General features: G+C 61.1%; 16 protein-coding genes. 9 read left to right on the top strand and 7 right to left on the bottom strand.

The features are described 5' to 3' along the window. Position 1: 1 nt before the first annotated feature. The 4 genes from ABZ677_RS08015 to ABZ677_RS08000 all read right to left on the bottom strand — a co-directional run bounded on the left by ABZ677_RS08015 (position 2) and on the right by ABZ677_RS08000 (position 5,908). Complete coding sequence (locus ABZ677_RS08015; RefSeq protein ID WP_358368155.1) at positions 2-1,294, bottom strand: hypothetical protein; 1,293 nt, start codon at positions 1,292-1,294, stop codon at positions 2-4. A gap of 133 nt (positions 1,295-1,427) precedes the next feature. Continuing rightward, positions 1,428-1,940 (bottom strand): hypothetical protein, encoded by a 513-nt coding sequence (locus ABZ677_RS08010; RefSeq protein ID WP_358368152.1) that lies wholly within the window; start codon positions 1,938-1,940, stop codon positions 1,428-1,430. A gap of 495 nt (positions 1,941-2,435) precedes the next feature. Continuing rightward, positions 2,436-3,197: a ParA family protein gene (locus ABZ677_RS08005; protein WP_358368582.1), complete on the bottom strand. Its 762-nt coding sequence runs from the start codon at positions 3,195-3,197 to the stop codon at positions 2,436-2,438. Between the two features lie 569 nt (positions 3,198-3,766). Then, positions 3,767-5,908 (bottom strand): hypothetical protein, encoded by a 2,142-nt coding sequence (locus tag ABZ677_RS08000; RefSeq protein WP_358368149.1) that lies wholly within the window; start codon positions 5,906-5,908, stop codon positions 3,767-3,769. A gap of 652 nt (positions 5,909-6,560) precedes the next feature. Between ABZ677_RS08000 and ABZ677_RS07995 the strand changes: the two genes are divergently transcribed. From ABZ677_RS07995 to ABZ677_RS07970, 6 genes are all read left to right on the top strand, one after another. Beyond that, positions 6,561-6,872 carry a hypothetical protein gene (locus tag ABZ677_RS07995; RefSeq protein WP_358368146.1) on the top strand — a complete coding sequence of 104 codons (312 nt, stop codon included), beginning with the start codon at positions 6,561-6,563 and terminating at the stop codon, positions 6,870-6,872. Positions 6,873-7,312: 440 nt separating this feature from the next. Further along, positions 7,313-7,615: a WXG100 family type VII secretion target gene (locus tag ABZ677_RS07990; RefSeq protein ID WP_358368143.1), complete on the top strand. Its 303-nt coding sequence runs from the start codon at positions 7,313-7,315 to the stop codon at positions 7,613-7,615. Between the two features lie 20 nt (positions 7,616-7,635). After that, positions 7,636-7,902: a hypothetical protein gene (locus tag ABZ677_RS07985; RefSeq protein WP_358368140.1), complete on the top strand. Its 267-nt coding sequence runs from the start codon at positions 7,636-7,638 to the stop codon at positions 7,900-7,902. Between the two features lie 36 nt (positions 7,903-7,938). Then, a complete protein-coding gene (locus ABZ677_RS07980; protein WP_358368137.1) occupies positions 7,939-9,390 on the top strand; it encodes a hypothetical protein in 1,452 nt (483 codons plus the stop codon). Between the two features lie 2 nt (positions 9,391-9,392). Then, positions 9,393-9,899: a hypothetical protein gene (locus tag ABZ677_RS07975; RefSeq protein ID WP_358368134.1), complete on the top strand. Its 507-nt coding sequence runs from the start codon at positions 9,393-9,395 to the stop codon at positions 9,897-9,899. Between the two features lie 76 nt (positions 9,900-9,975). Beyond that, positions 9,976-10,590 carry a GIY-YIG nuclease family protein gene (locus ABZ677_RS07970; RefSeq protein WP_358368131.1) on the top strand — a complete coding sequence of 205 codons (615 nt, stop codon included), beginning with the start codon at positions 9,976-9,978 and terminating at the stop codon, positions 10,588-10,590. A gap of 303 nt (positions 10,591-10,893) precedes the next feature. Here ABZ677_RS07970 and ABZ677_RS07965 read toward each other — a convergent pair whose 3' ends face one another. Together ABZ677_RS07965 and ABZ677_RS07960 are read right to left on the bottom strand one after the other, a co-directional pair. Continuing rightward, the gene (locus ABZ677_RS07965) at positions 10,894-11,457 is read right to left on the bottom strand and encodes a uracil-DNA glycosylase (RefSeq protein WP_358368129.1); all 564 of its coding nucleotides are present in this window, start codon (positions 11,455-11,457) and stop codon (positions 10,894-10,896) included. Between the two features lie 897 nt (positions 11,458-12,354). Beyond that, complete coding sequence (locus tag ABZ677_RS07960; RefSeq protein ID WP_358368126.1) at positions 12,355-13,125, bottom strand: hypothetical protein; 771 nt, start codon at positions 13,123-13,125, stop codon at positions 12,355-12,357. A 384-nt stretch (positions 13,126-13,509) separates the two neighbouring features. Between ABZ677_RS07960 and ABZ677_RS07955 the strand changes: the two genes are divergently transcribed. Then, the gene (locus ABZ677_RS07955; protein WP_358368123.1) at positions 13,510-13,980 is read left to right on the top strand and encodes a GntR family transcriptional regulator; all 471 of its coding nucleotides are present in this window, start codon (positions 13,510-13,512) and stop codon (positions 13,978-13,980) included. A 643-nt stretch (positions 13,981-14,623) separates the two neighbouring features. Here ABZ677_RS07955 and ABZ677_RS07950 read toward each other — a convergent pair. Then, entirely contained in the window at positions 14,624-15,655 is a 1,032-nt protein-coding gene (locus ABZ677_RS07950; protein WP_358368120.1) for a helix-turn-helix domain-containing protein, read from the bottom strand. Between the two features lie 208 nt (positions 15,656-15,863). Here ABZ677_RS07950 and ABZ677_RS07945 point away from each other — a divergent pair, with 208 nt between their 5' ends. After that, on the top strand, positions 15,864-17,132 hold the full coding sequence (locus ABZ677_RS07945) for an acyl-CoA dehydrogenase family protein (RefSeq protein ID WP_358368117.1): 1,269 nt from the start codon (positions 15,864-15,866) through the stop codon (positions 17,130-17,132). 91 nt (positions 17,133-17,223) lie between these two features. Beyond that, entirely contained in the window at positions 17,224-18,723 is a 1,500-nt protein-coding gene (locus tag ABZ677_RS07940) for an aldehyde dehydrogenase family protein (RefSeq protein WP_358368114.1), read from the top strand. Positions 18,724-19,006: the final 283 nt, after the last annotated feature.

Below are 19,006 nucleotides of genomic sequence, written 5' to 3'. Positions count from 1 at the left end.
ACTACACGTTCGGCGTTTGACCGACAGGCAGCTTGAATCGGCCGTACTGCTCGATGAGCGCCTCTGCAGCGACTCTCTCCGAGATTAGTTGCAGCTGAACGGATTTGACGAGTTGGAAGAGGTCCCGTGTATCGATGACGAGACCGTGGTCCTCGGCGAAGGTGTCGATCTCATCGGTCGCGCTCTCGAGCGGAACAGGCCGTGACCCCGGATCGGGCTTTCGCCGTTCCGCGTTCACCAGATACCAGACTCCGCTCAGAGTTGGCCGGGTCTGCTCGTACACCCGCCTATGTGTCTGGAGCGCGAACAAATCGTTCAGTGCAGCACCCTTCGTCTTTCCCTTGACCTCCGCCATGATTTTCCAGTCAGGAAAGTCGGGATGGCTCACCTCCAGATCACCGATCTTCGGCTTGCCCTCGGGTGTGTCTGCGTCGAGGTCGACCACCTCGAACTTGAGTTCAGTCAGAGCCGCTGTGACCGCCGAGACCAGCTCGTCTCCGTCTGCGGTGAGAAGCCGCTGTTCGGAAGTCGACGCGTCACGTCTCACACCCTCAATCGCAGCTTCGGCGTCGGCGATCTCTCTCTCGGCAGACGCGATTCGGGTCTTCGAGTCCTCGATCCTCCTGCTCAGCTCTCCGAACTTGACCTGTTGGCCTGCCGTCATCCAACGTTGGTTCGACGTCCAGTTCGGCGCTGACGGAAAGATGTCTGGTGCTTCTCGGTGCCACTGCGTGAACGCGACTTGGCAGACCACCTCCGCAATCTTGATTGATTCGCGGGGGAAGTACCACACTTCGCTCGCACCGTATACGGGCTTGTAGATGGCCGCAATTGGATCAGAGTCGGCTGTCACGAGGAGTGGCTGCCAGGTGCCCGATTGTCCTGGAAACGTTCGATGCAGGACGGTTTGCTCAGCTTCGCCGAGCTCGATGCAGGTATCGACGAGCTGCTTGATCAACGCGCTCTGCTCGTCGCTTAGACCGTCGGGTTCGTGAACCGTGGAGCCGACCGTGGTCCGTAGGCCCACCGGAAATTGGTTGGAGAAGTGCTCATGTTGGAGGAGACCAATCGGATTGCCGCCGAACTGGATTACCCTCAGCGCGCCCGCACCACCGTCAGGAGCAACACCCCCCGTTGTGATCAGAACATTCCAGTCGGCCCAACGGATCGGTTCTTCGGCGCTTTCTCGCATATCGTTTGCGTGCGCTTCTGCGGCGGACCGAAGATCCGCGAGGTTGCCTGGGGCATGGATGACAACACGCGGCGGCGGTTTGACTCCGTAGTTGCGACCCATCGAACTGCGCCCTCCGTTTGATACTTGAACAGCCCCTCGCTCAGATTAGCCGGTGAGTCGGACACGACTGTGAAACTGGCCGTGGCACGGCTCTCGGTGCTCGACTCCACGTGGACTTTCGGGCGCGATCGGCCTAGCAGGTCACGGTCATCCGAATATTCAAAGTGCCGCTGACCTTGCCGAACTCTTCGGGAAAGCTGCCGCTCGCCGACGAGCCGAAGTCGCTCCGGAAGAGGTCGATCTCCATTCCGGTCGGTCCCCAACTCAAATCGTATGCGGCGACGTCGACTTCGACGGGTTCTGCCAGCCCTGGGAAGTCGACACCAATCGTCGAACTGCCGATGCTCGAACTCAGCTCTGAGCCACCCGGTCCCTCGACGACGACTCGGAGGTCGGTACCGTCGCCGTGGCAGGTCGCTCGAAGCAGTTCCGGTGAGATGTCTCGTTCTCCGACTTCAACACGTTCGGAGTCGGGGGAGTCTTTCCAGGACGCGAACAGGGCGACACCAATCGGGCGACGGACTTCGAGGCCCGTGTAGCTCGCCTCCGAGACCACACCGGGCCTGCTGTCGTCGTCCCCGGGGGAACAGCTTGTGAGCAGAACGGCCACGACTGCGATCGTAGCGGCGAAAGCGTGCATTCTCATCAGTGTCTCCTGAGCTGTATCGGGTTGCGCCGTTTCACTTCTCGTTGACCCATTTCTCCAAGATCTGTTCCACGAGCGATGTCATCGAGATGCCAGAGTCCTCGCACAACTGAGAGGCTCGGTTGTAGAGCGCCTCGTCGACCGCAAATGAGCTGGAGCGAGTCGGTTCAGCAGAACGGTCTCCGACTGCGCGCTTCACCGGTTGCCACTCCTCCGCGATCCACAACCGAAAGCCCTGTCCGATGACCGACGACAGGGAGGTCCGTGTCCTCCGCTTCTTCGCTCTTGCTCTTGTGAACAGGTCGACAGACACGGAGTACGAACTACCTCTTCGAGGCTGTGCTGAGGTGGCTGCGCGCGTAGGGGTGAAGGATCCCGTTAGTGGGGCAGTGAGCCAGCTCGACTCCTCGGGAGGCTTCCGGAGAGTGTTTCGCGGTACGCCAGCATCCTCGAAGGGGTTGATGCGGTTCGTCGTCGGACGACGCTGCTTCCTGCTCACCTCGTCTGTCCTGAGCCGCGGAGTAGCGAGAGGTAGGTGTCGAAGACGGCTGTCAGGTCTGCTGCTTCCTTCCCGAACGAGTGGACCGGGACTCCGCTGCCTCGTGACTCGCTCATCGCGGCTCGATACGGCACATACGGACTCCAGAGCTGGCTCCCGATATGTTTCTCGATCTCCGCGATTCGATACTTGTTCTCGCGGGTGCGGAGATCGACCTTGTTGATCACTACGCCTGCGACAGAGAGCTTCTCGTTGTAGTAGTGCCGCGCGGTCGCGATCGTTCTCTGGATCGCGGCCACGCCGGCACTCGCCTCCATCGTGGGTTCGGTGATGATCAGGATTTGATCGGCGGCGACGAGTGCGTTCAGCACGAGCTTCCCGACCGAGGGTTGGCAGTCGATCAGGATGAGCTCGTACTTGTTGAGCTCGTCATGCTGGAGCGAGTCGCGAAGCCGTTGCTCGAAGGCATGGTCTTGCTGAGCTTCACGGTCTGCGAGCGCGAGCGTCGCAGGGATGATGTCGATAGCGGGCCAACTAGTAGGACTGACTGCCTCTGCGGCGCAGCCCCGAATGCCGGTGTAGAGGACCTCGTTGATGGTGCGATCCGAGTTCGCTGCGCCGAGTACAGCTGTCGCGTTCGCCTGAGGGTCGAGGTCGATGACCAAGGTGGGGACTTCGTTGGCGCTCGCCGCGCTGGCGACGCCGAGGATTACCGACGTTTTCCCGACACCGCCTTTCTGGTTCGCGAAGGCGATCACTTTCGGCAAGGTTGAAATCCTGTCGTGGAACCGTAGAGGCTGTCGTAGCTAAACGCTAATATCTTCGATAGTAGCTCAGCGATCGCCCAAAAGCTTTGTTGCGCTACAGCTTTGGACTAGACGAGAACGACCGAGCGACTCCAGAGTCGCTCGGTCGTTCTCGTCTAGCTCTACGCTCTAGGACGGCATACGTGGCCAGGACGAACCCATCCGCGGGCGCAGCATGTCGCGTGCCCGCCGCTCTATCTCATCAACCTTGGCCGCGGAGGTGTCGTAGTCCAGAGTGATCGCTGCGACGTGGGACCAATTTTGAGCCTTGGCTGGGTTTCTCAGATGGTTGCCGATCCGGACGGAAAGGGGCTGTCGAGTCTGGCCGACGTACTGAACGACTTGATGTCCGAGCACTACGTAGACCAGCGGACCCTCTTCGGAGCAGTTCGCAAGGGCCCCGTTCTCGATCTTGAACAATTGGGATTCCGAGCAGCTTCCCGCTCGGCGGGACAGTGCTGCTGACTCCGCGACATTCTGCCAACTTCGGCCGATTGATGACGTGATCGAAATACGCTGCGTCACTGTTCCTCGTCCTCGTCCTCGTCCTCGTCCCCGTTGTCGTCCAGGTCGTCGTCTTCGTCCTCCAGTTCCTCGACCAGCTCGTCGGAGGGGGCCCAGAATGTGAACTTCGCGAACAGATCGCCCAAAGACTGTTTGGTGACCTCCCAGTCATGACGCTCACTAGCGTCGTACAAGGGTTGCAGTTCAGAATGCTCACGAAGCAGATCCTCTATCAAGTCGGCGTAGGTCTTGGCGCGTTCGACAGATGTGGCGAGCTTCGTTCGGAAGTCCGTCAGGGTCTCGCTGTGTGACTGGCGAGGTTCCGCAGATTGCTCCTCGGCCTGTTCTTCTTTCAGGCCTGCAGCATCCTGGATTGCCTTGTAGTCGAGCCGCTTACCATCGAATTTGCCGGTCGGTACTTCAGGATCAGTCGGCGAAGGGAAATCGACCAAGTAGCAACCACTGGGTATGGCGGAGGCGTTCGTAAACGAATTGACGGCCTCCCTGTCGTGCTTGAAACTGTCCGCTGCATGTGCGAGCACCCACAACCGTTCCGGGGATTCGCTCAGTGCCTTCACGACGCCATGAGGCTGTACTCGCTTATAGCCTCCCTCCGCGGTCGAACCTGAAGCGGCCAAGAGCAATCCGTCGGCGGTGAGTGCGATCCCGCCCGCGACTTGGAGCGTCGCCAGCGCGTCCCTCTGGTGCGGGTGGGAATCATCCAGCGCAACCGGTACCAGGTCGGCGTACTTCCGTGGCATCAGCGCGACCCACGGCTCTCGGTACAGAACCCACGGGATCGGACCGCCTGCTCTCCAGGCCCGTACTGCGTTGCTCCGGGAAGCCTCCTTCACCGAAGTCCAAGGCCGTTCGACCACCGTCGCCAGTTTGTCGGCATAGTCGCGCGGCTGGATCTGAGGTTTCGCAAGCAGGGAGCGGAGGTGTTGCTTGATGGCCTTGTGCGCGTTCGGTTCGCTCAGGACTGCAGTCAACCAGGTGGCCCGTGCGAGCATGGAGTCGATTTCGCGATCTACATTCTCGCTGTCGGCCATGCTGAACTCGAAGTCCTCGAAACCGAGCGCGACTTCCGCGACGGTTCGAGCGAGCTTGCCTTCCGCAGCTGCTCGCTGGACTGCCTGCGCCATGACATTGGTCCCGATTGCTGACGGATCCCAACCCTTGGAGAGGGTATGCTGTTGCGCCACCGCAGAATTGATCGCGTCGGGGAACTCGAACGGGATGGAATCGCCGACCAGATCCGCAGTCAATCGCTTGTAGCCGACGACGATGCGTCCAGGCAGACGAAGAGCCTGGCCCACGCGTGTCAGGTCTGGGTCTGAGGTCCGTTGCGCCGCCGATTGAAACCTGCCGCGGATATCGCTGTAGACCGAGGCGCGACCCTTGCGGTGGGTACTAGACGAACCATCGGTGTTGGTCTTTGCGCCCTTCTGTGTCAACAACTGTCGGACGATGAAGTCGGGGAGATCTCGCTCGGAGTATTCAGCGCCGAAAATTGCCTGCCACGACCGTGTGACTCGAGTGATTCCGTCGGCGACGGCGAGAACATCGATTTCTTCATCGCTATCGAGAAGCCTGATGGTCGCGGAATAGCACAGCACAGGTTGAGTCACGCCGTGCGAGAGAATGGAAGCGCGCAGGTCTGAGCCTGCCTTCATAGTCCCTCGGAACACCGATGCGAGGTGGTCGCGGAGATGATCTTCGTCGCGAAACTCCACGATCATCGACGCAGTCGGCTTGGTGTTGGAGTCTGTCGCGCCGAGAACACGGGGAGGCTGTTCGATGTTCGCGAGATGAGCAGTTCTGGGCTGGACCAGCGGAAACAGAGAAGTGAGGGTCACCGGCGTCTGGACGAAAGTCAGGACCGATTCGCCGGAGTACTCATCGATAGTGTTGCCGCTCTTGATCGATGCGGCGAGGGAGCCTGGGTCCGCAACTGCGTGGGCAATTGTCCACCAGTCGCTCTTCTGCAGGCCATCGAGCTCCTTAGTCGCAGTGGTGACGAGAGTACGCAGTTCGGTCAGTGCAGGGGCTGGGGCGATCTCCTTTCGAAGATTCACCACCTGGACGTCGAAGGCATCCTTGATGTCCTTGTAAGGAACGGTGACCTCGAACGGATGAAACATTTCTGGCGCAGTCATCAGACTCGCTCAATTCTGGACGGCATTCACCCTAAGAGTCCGATGTTCATCATCGGACAGGTTTCGACTCTGGGGCAGAGTGCGTCGCGGAGCCACTCCTTGGACCGCGAACCGCTTCCGAGAACTTTCACCGGCGTCGACAGACTGAGGGTTTCCTTCGCGACCGTATTGGACGGTGCTCGGTGAGTCTCATTGTGCGGTTGCCCGCCGCAAGAACCTTGGTCTTGCGCGACGCTTCAGTAAGAACTGGAAACGATGATCAGAACTTAGCACAGAGTTCAAGCTCTGCCAACGGTTTTGGTTGAACCCTTCCTGTCGACCGTGACGGGGGACGTCCGCCGGTGACGATTGGCGTCGATACCATCGCACGTCTCCCTCTCAACTCGGATTGAGTGAGATCGTCTCTCGCTCAGAGCCTCTGCGAAATTCTGGACAGTCATTGTCAGTCCTTGAGATGAACTCCGCTTTCCGGCCACCGTCCGCGACCGGACGGCCAGGTGATTGCCGCGGCTCGCACGCTGTGGAATTCTGGATGAATGTTCACTCTGAGACCGGGCATCGCGGCACGCCGCTGGGCACCTGGGCGAACGCCGCCCCGGTCCGTCCTCAATCGGGGATAGCGGGCCGGGGCGCATCGCCCCGAAAGTGACTGATGTCCCACACAGATGCCCATACGCCGAACTCGGTCCGAGTCGACCGCCGCGAGGTGGCGGTTCAAGCTGCCCACGCTTATTTCCATCCGTTCTGCGACCTGCCGAGCGTCGGCGATCCGATCGTCGGTTCGAACTGCTACTGGCAGGTGGCGTTTACTGGCTCGAACTTCTGCTCCTGCAGCCTCTGCTACGGCAGTGGTGATCGACTTCGCAGAGTCAGAGCGGAGCGTCGTAAGTTCGCGCAGCGGATGAGCTCCTCGATCCGGTACTGGAACGGAGGCGAAGACCTCGAAGAAGCGCTCCAGGTGTGACGGAGCCGTTCGAGGCGCGCGCGCCTTTGGGAGCACTGGACTGCACGGGGTGGGTAGAGGCGGCGAAGCCGCGGCTCGTCAGTTAAACGTCAGCGTTCCAAAGGCTCTCGTCGTTACGTTCGCGTTCTCGACTCGTCCTCGGACTTCTACGGCTCCGTCAGCGGCCTGCAATCGCGCTCTGTGAGCGGTCGTTTCGACGCTCGCCGAGGATCGCCTCGGTGGTCACGCCGGGGGCAGTCTGAGTCGGTCGAGGAACTCTGTCGGCTGTGGCCCGAGCTGGATCGCAGCGCGGGAAACTATCGCGTCCCAGTGTTTCTAGCTCAGACGGCATCCTGCCCCCGGTGTCACTTGTGAGCAGTGTATGGACTCCGCACCTGGCCGGCGTGATGTAGCCTTCCGAACGCTGCGCTCTTGGGAGCGAAGCAGGACTGGGGGGTCTGATGGGGGAAGTCACGGTGCTGCCGGACGCTGTCCGCGCTGCGATGGGGGAGTTCGACCAGATCAACGGCACGCTTCGAGATGGACTCCGTCGGTTGGACGATGAAGTCGAGGAGCTGCTCAGTTCGGGCTGGCGCGGCGAGGCGGCGTCCTTCTTCCGTGACCACTACGAGGAGTTGAAGAACCACGCCGGTTACATCGTGGATGACGCCGCTGCGATCTCCGAGTCAGTCGTGGCTGCGATCGCGGAGTACGAGCGCACCGACGGGAACACTTCGGCGACGATCTCCTCTCACCGGGTTTGACGATGGCTTACACAGTCGATGTGGAAGCGCTCGCCGATGCTTCCAGGATGCTGCGCGACTACGCGGACCATTGTGCGGAACAGCTTGTTGCAGTGGAGAAGCTGGTGTCCTCCTCGCATCTTCGCTGGACCGGCGAGGCGGCGACGGAGTACGAGAACCGTCACCGTGACTGGGTTCAGCGCGCAGAAAGTATGAAACAGCACATTGTGGCCGTCCGCGATCGGGCCGAGGCCGCTCGAGCCGCCTACCAGGCCGCGCTCGCCGCGAACGTGAAGATGTTCTCGTGACGTGGATCTTCGACGGGGCTGAGCTCGGGAGGTGCGATGTCCGCAGTTAGCCCTAGGCCGGACTGGTTCTTCGCTGTCTCCCGCGCCGCTGACAACGCGAGCTGGGTGATCCGGGAGTCGGTGACGAACTGCGCTCGCGCGCTTGAGATCTCCTCGGCGATGGCGGGGAACGACGAGATCGGGACAGGGTGGGGTAAGAGCTACGACGAAGCGATCTCCGACTACTTCCTCCAGGTCTGTCGGCTCGCGGATGCGTTCGGCGCGATCGCGTCCCGTTCCTACACCGCTGGGCTCAATCATCTCAATGCGGAGTTCGTCGCAGGCGGAAAGCAGGGAGCCGCGCCGTCTCCTCCTGCGAAGCCGACCGCGGTCGATCAGCGGGTGCCCTTTGCAGCTCCGCCTTCCGCGGTCGGTGAGAACGGGCCCGGCCTGAACACAGATATCCCTGGGCTGCTCGGCGCGATCGGTGTGACGGTGCCGAACGCGAGCCCGGCGAAGCTCGTCGCTGCGGGGGAGGCGCTGAACGCGCTCCAGTCGATGATCAAGGACAAGTCCGACGACGTCCTCTCCGCTGCGTCGACCCCACCTCAAGATGCGGGGCCAGACGCAACACTGCTCCATGAGGAGATCCTGAACAATCTGATCGCACCTGCGGGTCGTCTCCAGGAGGATGGCGCGACGCTCGCCTCCGCTGCGACCACGTTCGGAGTATCGGTGGTGGCGCGGCGGGACGAGATCGTCTCGGAGATCAACAGTCTCGGGGTCTCGGTCGCGATCACGCTCACCGCTGGAGTCCTCGCAACTCTGGTCACCGCGGGAGTCTCCGACCTCGCGGCGGTGGGGCTGACAACGGTGCGGATCGCGGCGACCGGTCGGCGGATCTACACCGTGATCCGTGTTCTCGGCGCGGACAGTGCCGCGGTGAGTTCGAGCCTGAACTCGGTCCGTGCGGCGGGCGGTCTGTCAGCGCGGCTCGTGGAGACGATCAACAAGCCGCTTGCGACTTTCGAGATCAACGAAGACGGCACGATCAAGACCACTCCGGTCTTTCCGAAGTGGAAGCAGGATGCGTGGGAGAGATACCTCGCGAACGGCGGCGACCTCTCGATGGAGGAGTGGAGCAGGAAGTACGACCAGCTGATGGAGAACGTCGGGAACGGCTCCGAATGGGACCTCCAGGTCGGTGAGCTGCTCGGGTACAGCGAGGAGAACGGCTTCGTCGCGCAGTACCGGGATCCGTCGATCGTCGACGACCGGGTCTGGGACTACGCGAACACCGACCCCGATGTGAGGCTGCTCGTCGAGAACAAGTCCGGGAGAATCGACTACGCGCAGCTCGAGAAGGACGAGGAAGCGCTCCGTGAGGGCTGGAATGTCCAGTACAACCTCCGCGACCCGATCTCGCCGGCTCAGCTCGGACGGCTCGAGGCGCTCGCCGGTAAGTACCCTGGTCAATTCACGTATCAATATCTCGGCGGAGGGGGATGAGAGTGGCAGCTTCGAAGTCTGGCCCGATCAGAGAGTCGGAGGAGTATCGAGACGCACAGTCCGACCCCCGGTTCATCTCCTGGTTGAAGATGCAGGAAGCGGCGATCGAGCTCGAATTCATCGTGTCCGATGTGCCGGAGTTGAAGCCGCACCTCTATACCCGAGAGGGGATCATCATCGCGGAACGAGCAGCGCTCGAACGGTTCTCGGGATGGAGGGAAGCGTTCGCCGGAGACAACCTCACGCTCGCGATGAGATTCGTCTACTTCATCGGAGAAACGTTCCGCCGCGCGACGGAGGGGCGCTGGGTCGCGGTCCCTCAGACTGCACCGAAGACGGGCGCGATTCAGGCGATCGACGCCGAATACAAGTCCGGCTTCTACACCCCGACCGACATGCTCCAGATGGCGCTGGCACAGCGGACCGGGGACAAGATCGTAAAGGTGTTCGACTACGCGGTCGAAGACCATCAGAAGTGGGTCGACTCTGGTCGTCCGTCGAGAGCGTGATTGGCCCGAGGCGACCTGCTCGCCCACGTACGGTGTCAGCTGGGCTTCCCGTACTCTTACCTGCCACTATCTAGCAATGTCCGACCCCCGCGCAACCTATCTCTCGGCTCCGGCTCACAGCCGTGATGAAGTGCTGGCAAAAGGCTGCCCAGTGCCCGCAGTCCCAGGCGTATACGGATGGTGGTTCGACGAACTGCCCTCGAACGAGATCGACACGGCCGGTTGCTATCAGCGGGACGGTCTGACGCTGCTCTACGCTGGGATTAGCCCGAGCAAACCGCCAACAACTGGAAAAGCTCCGAGCAGACAGTCGATCCGGACGCGGATCCGCTACCACTATCGGGGGAACGCATACGGCTCGACTCTCCGCCTCACTCTTGGATGTCTGCTCGGGATCCCGCTCCGCCGAGTCGGATCCGGGCATCGGCTCCACTTCCACGAGGGCGAGTCGAGGCTCAACGAGTGGATGGGGGCGCACGCCTTCGTCTCCTGGGTGACTCATCCCGAGCCGTGGACGCTCGAGGACGAGCTCATCGAGAGCTATGACCTCCCACTGAATCTGATGGGTAACCGGCGAAACGCATTCCATCCACAGCTCACCGCGGCGAGGTCCGCGGCAAAGCGAGCCGCGATCGAGCTCCCAGTCCTTCCGAACCAGGGCCGGATTCGTTCAGCTCTCCCGTCGCCATAACGAGCAGACCTGGAGTCTAGACGAGGAGAAAGCGTTGAGCAGCAAAGGATTTGGGAGGTGGTTGATCACGGGAGCGATCACCGCGATCGTGAACCACCCTCAGGTAGGAACTAGCCCCGGCAGTACGCTCCCTGTTGCCTCAGCGCCGGCTATGTGCATTTTTTGAGAGCAGAGCAGAGCAGGGCCGGTCGATTCTCGTCAGTGGCGGAGTTGGTGCCCTCCCGAGTGAGAAGTGCGTCCGAATGACAAGCGTCACGGCCTGACTCGGTCCGAGACGGACGGGAGGATCGGAGCGGTTTCGTATCACTCAGAGTGTGCCGCGAGGATTTCGCTGACTCTCTCGAACGCGATCACCTGTTGCTCAATCTGTCGAGCACGCTCGACGGGGTCTGCTGTGGGCAACGCCCCTGGACTCGGATCGATGGAGCGGGCGACTTCGAGGCGCCGAACGGAAGGCGGTGTCGACCTGTGTTTAAGCACGCGTTCCCACGCAGAACGGGCGTGGTCACCCTGTAGAAGAACGACTCTCAAGTTCGGCAGCATTGTGAGGAGGTCGCGAAGAACAGCTCCGCCGGCATCGAGGTCGGACGTGATCAGCCTGCGGTTGATGTACCAGGGGTAAGCGTGCCAGGGCGTGACGTCGAGAGCCGAGATCTCGACCTTCGCAAAGAGCTCGCACTGCCGCTCTGAGGTCGGGTCGGCGTTCTCAATCGAGACAAACGCCGACCCGCTCACATTCTGCGTCATCGCGCCGGGGTTGCCGAGAACGCTGAGTACACGCGAACCCACCCCGCCGTGGAGCGGCGCGAGATACGGCACCCAGCCGCGTCGGTCGGCTTCGCGGAGCGAGTCGACGAACTCGTTCACCGGCCGAACGTGTGCGTCTCGGAGTCGATCTCTTTGGTCCCGACGAAAATCCGGATCTGCCATTCTCCGTGTCACTCAGTGAGCCTAGACGTTCGTTCCGCGCCGTCGCGGCTCGCGCGGCCACCGGACTGGAGGTTGACGAATCCATCCCGCTCGGATCCGGATAGGTTCGGACCGTCTGAGAATGGATGCGGGTCGAGCTCAACGCTGGCTTCCCTCCCACATCTACTGGATTGGAGTCGACTCCGGTCCAGAGCGGGCAACTTCTTAGCAGGGAGGCCTTCCAGCGAGGGCTTACGCGAAAGGCCGGACTAGCGGTCTCGTGGCGCACACGCGATGGATTAGTCAGGGATGAGCACAGTTGTCGCATACTCCCACAAGCGAGGCAGATCGCGCAGCATGCTCCTACGTGTCGTCGTGTTTGCGCAGCCACTCGGGGCGCTTGGAAGTCCGCAGTGAGTCCGCAGTAGGTTCGCTCGCGCCAGGTGGCAACCAACGGAGTCAACCCGAATGTTGTTGCGGCACTATCAGTACAAAAGTTAATCATCAACCACCGTCACCAGCCAACTCTAGGTCGGACAGACTTAAAATCCGCACAGTGTCGGTTCGAGTCCGACTGGGGGCACCAGAGTCCATATGGATCCAGATTTCTGGACCAGGACAATGCTTTTCGGCTGGTAGCGTGGACCCCGGCGGTCTTCCACGGATTTGAGTGGACAACCGAGACAGCGGATTTCAGATCCGTGCGAGATGAAGGTTCTTCGTCGTCATATCTTCGCATTCGTGCAGCTCAGGGACGGTCGTCGAGTTGGGTGGTCGTCTCTGCGGGTTGATCGCTGTCACGAGGCTGTCGCAACTTGATCTAGCCTCGTCGATACGCGCGACATCTTGCGTCAGTCATAGGAACGGCTGTGGCCGCTCGTGTACTCCGATGGCCACGAATGATGCTGCGATGACCGAGGTCAGTGCCGGAATGCCAGTCCAAAATGCTGTCATCACCAAAGGTGTCACGCCATCCGTCTGCTGCGATTCGGCCCTCACGTAGACGGCGACTCCTGCAGCCAACCCAACCGACAATGCGGTAGTGCCCGGCACGAGGTCTCGTACGAACCAACGCCAGGATGGACCGGGCCGACGCTCTCGGTAGAAATCGTGAAAACCCAAAAGTCGTTGACAATGGCTGATCTCACCCCGGTTATAGAACGCACGAGCAGTGCGCGCTCTTTGATAGAGCGAGTGTTCGTAGTTTCGAAACACCTGCGAGATAAACAACCATCCCGCGATTACCACGAAGAACGCGGGGACATCACCTCCGAACACTTCGTACGCGAACGTGTTCAGCTCAAAAGGTTGCCCGCTCTCCACGTACTTGCCCAGGTAGAACCCACTCTGGCCAAACAGGGCGGCGGTAATAATCCATATCAGCCAGGGCCATACGAACGACCATGCGCCGTGCGTTTGACGAGCAACTATAGCGGCGACAGTCGCGCGGTGTAGCCGAACGATCGCCGTCGCGTGACTCTCGTGGGGATCGAAAGAGGCTTTGATCTCACGCAGGGTTTCTTCGCGGCGTCTGAGGGTCGCGGTCCTGGTGTTGGACAAGCCGAGTGCTACCAAAGCTGTTAATCCAACCAGCAGTGGCCCGAACGTCACGAGATTGCTGAACATGCGTTCCATACTTCCGGTTGCAATCCGCAACGGTCGAGTTGGTTCGGTTACAGCCCGGTGCAGCCTGCAACTTTGGACTGGAGTGCAGATAGTCGTATGCGACGACGGCTTGAATATTAGCTGGTCCTGGCGTTGCCCTCTGGCTTCGGGATGCTGGGCTTACACGCATCAGACGACTCGTGCGGCAGGCACACGGGTCACTCACGTCAAGGTTCGTTGACGGTGCAGTAACCGTGAAGGGAGCACTGCGTCCCGGTGTCTTGCACCTGTTCAGTGTTTTCGCCTTTGAGCGTGAACTATGCGTCAGTTGACCACGTGCAGATCTGCCCGGTTGCCGCGATCGAGGGACGCAACCGGGCACATCTTCTGCCTTGCATCGCTCCCATGAGCGCAGCGGAAGCGCGTCAGCTGTTCGAGGTTCGCCTGTCGCTGGATCCAACAGCTGTCGAGTTGGCTGCCGATCGGCGAACAGACAACGACATCGCCGACATGCGTGCGGCCGCGGGAAGGCTTCTGCCGGTCACACAGAAGTGGGGCGAGGACGCGTTGCGCGCGCACCGAGATTTTCACCGCACGCTGTACCTGGCGTCGCACAATGGCGTCCTGATCCGTCTGCTCGATGACCTGTGGGACAAATCCGACCGCTATCGCCGCATCGGGCTCGAGCTACCACCCGGTGCGGAACCGCGCACCGTCGACCACCAGGAACACTTCCGAATACTCGAACTCGTTGTGGCGCAGGACTCGCAGGGGGCTGCAGATCTCATGCGTAAGCACATCGTGAAGAGTCTGACGGCGGCCGCCATCGATGCACTGGAGGACCGAGAGCGCGAGCTGCGGCAGACCTCGGCGTAAATCGTTACCAGCACCTGATCGGCTCACGTGGTCATGTCTCGGGGGTTCTTCGCTGCCGGGTCAATGCGCCCAGTGATCGATGGATCGTGGTGTATTGCCGGCATGATTTCGACGCTTCCAAGCGCTCATGAGTTCCGCTACGACATGGGATGTAGTGACTCGAAAGGCTTTTGGAAGTGGACGTCGATTCCCGCGTTGGCAGATTTGCGAGCCAGAAACTCTTTCGTTGCGGAGAATTTGTCCAAGACCCGAGGTAGCAGTCCGGGCGCATTCCTCTGTTCGTCGAACTCGCTCCATTGGAATTCCCGCTGGTTTCGGTGTCAGCGCATTAGCAAAAAATGTTGCCGCACAGCGTATATAGACGTTTTCTGGTAATACCACATATCAAGACTCGTCGTATTGCCCCCGCGATCATGTGCGGAGGAGATCGCCAGGTTCAGACGGAGGATGGTCAGCCCGCGGCTTCAGTCCTGAGGGCTCGCTGCCAGGTGAGGGCGAGGGCGAGGTGTGGTCGCGGACGTCGAGGTGGGCGTGCATCGCGTAGTGGGTGACAAGTCCATCTTGGAACGTCCAAATTTCGGTGCCGGCTTGGTTGAGTTCGTGGTGGAAGCCCCGGTCCAGGTGAGTGCGATCGTGGTGGAAGTTACCTAGGGAATTGTCGATGGGATGTGCTCGGCGCGCGCGAGTTCCGGCGCCGGTATTCCGACGGTGTACACCCGAACTCGGATCGAAAGACTTTCGCCATGTGCGCGGAGTCCGCGTAACCCCAGTACGTGGCCAACGACGCTATCGACCGGCGCGGATCTCCGGTAGCGAGGTCGTCACTGCAGGCTCGCAAGCGTCTCTTTCGGACTACCGTGCCGAAGGTCGTGCCCGACCGTTCGAACGCGGCGTGCAAAGTGCGTACAGACACGTCGAGAGCACGCGCTGCATCGGCTGCCGATACGTGACCGACTGGCAGGTGGGCATCGATGTAGGACACGGCAGCAGCGCGACGCATTCCATCATCGGGTGCAAAGCCGTCCGATGGCGATCGGAGAGCTCCAGCGAGTGCGGCGCGAACGGTGCTGATATGCGCGGTCCCGAGCATCTGACGCTCGGTTCCGGAGCCGAGGTCCTCACGTGATTGCCAGGTCGACACCATGAGCGAACGCGCCACGTGTGCGCTCCCGTGCTCGCCGTCGAAGGTCGTCGCAGTCGGCGCTCGCGACGGGTCTCCGATCAGGTCCGTCACAGACTCGCGGGGTAGTCGGAACGACAACACTCTCCAGAGCTCCGAGGAATCGTCGGGTTCGACAAACTCCAAGGTGTAGGGACGAGTGGAGTCGACAACCGCGAATTCACCGCGCGAGACAATGCACCGACGACCGTCCTGTTCGGTCAGACAACGGCCGTCGATCTGCAGGTTGACGAACACCACATCCTCCGGACTCCGCGAGACCTCGAGCTCACCGTGAGTGACTTGCTGTGTGCACGATGCGATCTCCGCTGCCTGCAGTGCGCCGATACCCGACGAGCGGACCCAGCCGGGAAGACCCGAGCTGATCCGGCTTCGCCCGACGTGATCACGAGACCGTACGGGAATCAGCGGTGTGAAGGCCTGGCACAACACATCGGTCCAGTAGCCGACTTGGTCGGCAGGCCCGAGATCTGCCGTGGTCCAGAAACCAGTCATCCGCGCTCCGAGATCCGTCGTCGTGGTCGTCGAATCACACTCAACCCCACGCCCGGTCATCGCACGGGCGAACGGCGAATGACTGCAGAATTTTACCGAAAAGACTGCACGGAGGTTCAAGACTCTCTCCGAGGGTTGCAGCACGCTTGCACTGATGTGACCCGTCACACATCACCTCGCCCCACCAACAATCTTTCAGGGAGAACAGATGTCGTTGAGCTTCGAACTCAGTTCCGATCAGCTGGCCGTACGAACCCAGGCACGGCAAGTCGCCGACGAAGTCCTGTCTCAGGTGGCCGGTGCTACCGAAGCGCTCGCGAAGCCCGAGGAACGGTTCTACGCGTTGCTGCCGATTTACAAGCAACTGGTGGGGTTAGGATTTCTGAAAGCCCTGGTACCGAACGAATACGGAGGCGCATACTTCGACAACTTGACCTTCGCCCTGGCCGCCGAAGAACTAGCGCGTGTCGACATCAACGTGCCCTCGGCATTGCTGGCCACCGGACTCGGACTCAATCCGATCATCAATTTCGGCACCGAGCAGCAAAAGCAACGGTGGTTACCATCGTTCTGCGGGGACGAACCACGACTCGCCGCGATCGCCTACACCGAAGTCACGGGAGGCGCGAATTACGACTCCCCAGATCCCGATTTCGGCATTCGCACCTTCGCGAAGCGCGACGGCGACCACTGGGTGATCAACGGAGCGAAGCACTACACCACCAACGGGTCGGGATGGGATGGACTCGGATCCGACCTGATCAGCGTCGTGTGTCGGACAGATCCGAGTTTGCCGCCCAGTGAATCCCTCGCAGTCATCGTTGTCGAACGCGGCACCCCGGGCGTCTCGGTGACGGGGATGATCGACACCGTCGGACACCGCGCAACGAATTCACCGCGCATCGAGTTCACGGACGTACGCGTGCCCGTCGAGAACATGATCGGCAAGCCTGGAGACGGACTCGAGATCGTAGCGACGGCCTTCTCGTGGACATGCTCCACCATCGGCGCAGCATGTGTGGGTCGCATGCGCGCAGCATTCGACTACGCGTACCACTTCACCAAGACCGACCATCGGTCCGGCCCCGTTCCGGTCATCGACTACCAGAATGCCGGCTACATGCTGGCCGACATCAAGACACGGATCGAAGCAGTGCGCTACTACTCGTGGAAGGCCGCAGATCACTTCGATCGCACGGGTGGCAAGGACCGTGAAATGGCCAACGGAGTCAAGATCTTCGCTTCTGAGACGGCAGTTCAAGTGGTCTACGACGCAATGCGTCTGGTGGGTGTGGATGCGTACACCAACCTCACCCCGATAGCCGCGATCATGGAGGACGTCCTGTGCTTCCCGGTCTACGACGGCGGCAACATGGGCGTTCGACGGCGCAACTTGCACAAGCTGCTGAAGGACCCGACTTTCGACCCTCTGGCCGCCGCGGAGAACCGACTCACCACAACACCGGCGTCCCACTGATCGCGCCCCAATTCCACGGTCACCGAGCGTAATTCTTTCGCGCGGTGCATGAATCAACACAGCCCCTGCAATTCGAGTGTAAGGCAAACAGATGACAGCATCATCACCTATCTCAGTACCGACAACGGTCAAGAACTTCCTGAGCCGACCGGTGAATCACCTGATCGACGGAGCGGACACACCCTCGCGATCACACGAGCAATTCCTGACATTCAACCCGTCCGATGGTGCCGAACTCGCCCATGTCGCCCTCGGTGCCGAGGCCGAGGTCGATCGAGCCGTGGCTGCGGCCAGAAAGGCTCTCGACGGCCCGTGGGGCCGAATGAGCGGGTCCGATCGAAGCAAAATCATCTGGCGCGTAGGCGAACTCATCGAACAGAAGGCCGAGGACTTCGCGATCCTCGAAGCGCTCGACAGCGGCAAACCCGCAACCTACGCTCGCGCGGTCGACATCCCTCTCGCCATCGATTGGTTCCGCTACTTCGCCGGGTGGACAACCAAAATAGAAGGGACCACCATCCCGGTGTCAGCGGTAGCGACACCCGGGAACTATCTCGCATACACCGTCCGTGAGCCCATCGGTGTGGTCGCCGCAGTGATCGCGTGGAATTTTCCGCTCATGCTCGCTGCATGGAAACTTGCTCCAGCGCTGGCAGCCGGCAACACGGTGGTCTTGAAACCTGCAGAACAAACACCGCTCACCGCAACCCTTCTCGGTGAGATCATGCGAGAAGCCGGAATTCCGGACGGCGTTGTCAACATCGTCCACGGGTACGGCCACGATGTCGGCAATGCATTGGCCGCCCATCCCGGTGTCGACAAGATCTCGTTCACCGGATCCACCGAAGTGGGCAAGAGCATCATCAACGCCGCGCGGGGCAATCTCAAGAAGGTCACCCTCGAGCTGGGCGGAAAGTCACCCAACGTGATCTGCGCTGATGCCGACCTCGACGCGGCCATCGCGGGCGCAGCGAATGCGATCTTCTTCAATCAGGGTGAGGCATGCGAGGCGGGCTCGCGACTGTTCGTCGAGGAGTCAGTGTACGACCGCGTGGTCGAGGGCATCTCCACCGCGGCAGCTCAGCTGAACGTCGGCGACAGTCTCTCCCCCGACTCTCAGATCGGGCCCCTGGTTTCGCAGCGCCAACTGGACCGCGTACTGGGCTATCTGGGAAGCGGAGAGGCCGAGGGAGCGACGACGGTGACCGGCGGTAAACGCAAAGGATCAGTCGGGTACTTCGTCGAACCCACGGTGCTCACGGACGTCACACCATCGATGAAAGTCGTGACCGACGAGATATTCGGTCCCGTTGTCGCCGTCTCGTCGTTCTCCGACCACGACGAGCTCATGCGAGCCGCCAACGACACGGATTACGGACTCGCGGCAGCGGTGTGGACTTCGAATGTATCCAAGGCGCACAACATCGCCGCCGGGTTCAAAGCCGGCACGGTGTGGATCAACAGTTACCACGTTCTCGATCCTGCCCTCCCTTTCGGGGGCTACAAGCAATCGGGTTGGGGCCGCGAGCACGGTTCGTCGGTCTTCGAGGCGTACACCGAGACGAAGACCGTGATCCTCAACAGGGGCTGACCACGCAGTCGACCACGACAGCAACACAACGTCTTCGACTCGCAGCGCCGGGGCGGGCGGGCAGATCCGCTCGTCCGCCCAGTCTTCAGCACGGCGTTCTCGAGTCGGTCGAGGAGTCAGGGCGCTACCAAGCAGATCGGTCCGACCGCCGTTGCTGGATTGACCGTCACTGTTGCGATGGGTCCGCCGGCCGAGGTCTGGTACGCCAGGAGTGAGTGTTCACCCGGGTGGAGCATGTGACCCATCACGGCTCTAGCGGATTCGTTGCTAGGTCAGCTAGTGA

It is taken from the genome of Rhodococcus sp. NPDC006774 (assembly GCF_040636045.1).
GTDB lineage: Bacteria > Actinomycetota > Actinomycetes > Mycobacteriales > Mycobacteriaceae > Rhodococcoides.
This window is presented reverse-complemented; position numbering and strand designations above follow the sequence as displayed.

Excerpts from the sequence above, each read along its gene's own strand:
- ABZ677_RS07970 (WP_358368131.1), top strand. The coding sequence starts at position 9,976 with ATGTCCGACCCCCGCGCAACCTATCTCTCGGCTCCGGCTCACAGCCGT.
- ABZ677_RS07960 (WP_358368126.1), bottom strand. The coding sequence starts at position 13,125 with ATGTTCAGCAATCTCGTGACGTTCGGGCCACTGCTGGTTGGATTAACA.
- ABZ677_RS08000 (WP_358368149.1), bottom strand. The coding sequence starts at position 5,908 with ATGACTGCGCCAGAAATGTTTCATCCGTTCGAGGTCACCGTTCCTTAC.
- ABZ677_RS08010 (WP_358368152.1), bottom strand. The coding sequence starts at position 1,940 with ATGAGAATGCACGCTTTCGCCGCTACGATCGCAGTCGTGGCCGTTCTG.
- ABZ677_RS07990 (WP_358368143.1), top strand. The coding sequence starts at position 7,313 with ATGGGGGAAGTCACGGTGCTGCCGGACGCTGTCCGCGCTGCGATGGGG.
- ABZ677_RS07950 (WP_358368120.1), bottom strand. The coding sequence starts at position 15,655 with ATGACTGGTTTCTGGACCACGGCAGATCTCGGGCCTGCCGACCAAGTC.
- ABZ677_RS07940 (WP_358368114.1), top strand. The coding sequence starts at position 17,224 with ATGACAGCATCATCACCTATCTCAGTACCGACAACGGTCAAGAACTTC.
- ABZ677_RS07955 (WP_358368123.1), top strand. The coding sequence starts at position 13,510 with ATGAGCGCAGCGGAAGCGCGTCAGCTGTTCGAGGTTCGCCTGTCGCTG.
- ABZ677_RS07945 (WP_358368117.1), top strand. The coding sequence starts at position 15,864 with ATGTCGTTGAGCTTCGAACTCAGTTCCGATCAGCTGGCCGTACGAACC.
- ABZ677_RS07980 (WP_358368137.1), top strand. The coding sequence starts at position 7,939 with ATGTCCGCAGTTAGCCCTAGGCCGGACTGGTTCTTCGCTGTCTCCCGC.
- ABZ677_RS08015 (WP_358368155.1), bottom strand. The coding sequence starts at position 1,294 with ATGGGTCGCAACTACGGAGTCAAACCGCCGCCGCGTGTTGTCATCCAT.
- ABZ677_RS07995 (WP_358368146.1), top strand. The coding sequence starts at position 6,561 with ATGTCCCACACAGATGCCCATACGCCGAACTCGGTCCGAGTCGACCGC.